The following is a 612-nucleotide window of genomic DNA, read 5'->3' on the forward strand; positions in this document are numbered from 1 at the left end:
CCGAGTCCGAGGACGATGGCGTCGGCGTGGTCGAGGGATATCGCACCGTCGACGGTATGTGTGCGGAGGCCGTCGATATCGGTGGCAGTGCCGACGCGGACGAGTCGGCCGGCAACAGCCGGCGCGATTCCCATGGTGATCAACAGTTGTCGTACCGAGCGGCCTTGGGGTGCGGTCATCTTGAGGCGGTCGAACTCACCGGTCAGGGTGGCCGCGTAGTGATCGAGCATGTTGCGCAACACGATCAGCTGCTGCATTGCCGCGAACGCCTCTCGGGAGGTGATATCCGCACGGAAGGTGCGGTCGTCGAGTTGGGCGATGAGGTCCGCGAACAGTTCAGCCGAAAGCTCTGCGAAATGAGTGGTGTCGTCGATCATGGATTCCCCCCGGGATGATCTTGCGATGACTCCAGTGTAGCAGAATATTCGTTCGACGCGCAAGTGTTCGCGGGTTAATCCACAAGGGCTGCAACCAGTTTCGTCACACCGGTGAACTGCTGCCACAGCGGTGAACGACTTTCCCTGCGGTGAACAGTGGCTCTTGTGATGTAGGTGTGGGTGGTTTGAGCGTGGCGTAGGGCGCAACGCCGGTGTCTCGCTTAAGGTTTGGTTT

At 60.3% G+C, this 612-nt stretch carries 1 pseudogene; it reads right to left on the reverse strand.

Annotation, left to right across the window (positions count from 1 at the left end):
• Positions 1–377, reverse strand: a pseudogene (locus tag ACPXB3_RS22470) (HNH endonuclease); the annotation flags it as partial.
• Positions 378–612: the final 235 nt, after the last annotated feature.

The sequence above is a fragment of the Gordonia sp. DT219 genome (genome assembly GCF_049847065.1).
Classification (GTDB): Bacteria; Actinomycetota; Actinomycetes; order Mycobacteriales; family Mycobacteriaceae; genus Gordonia.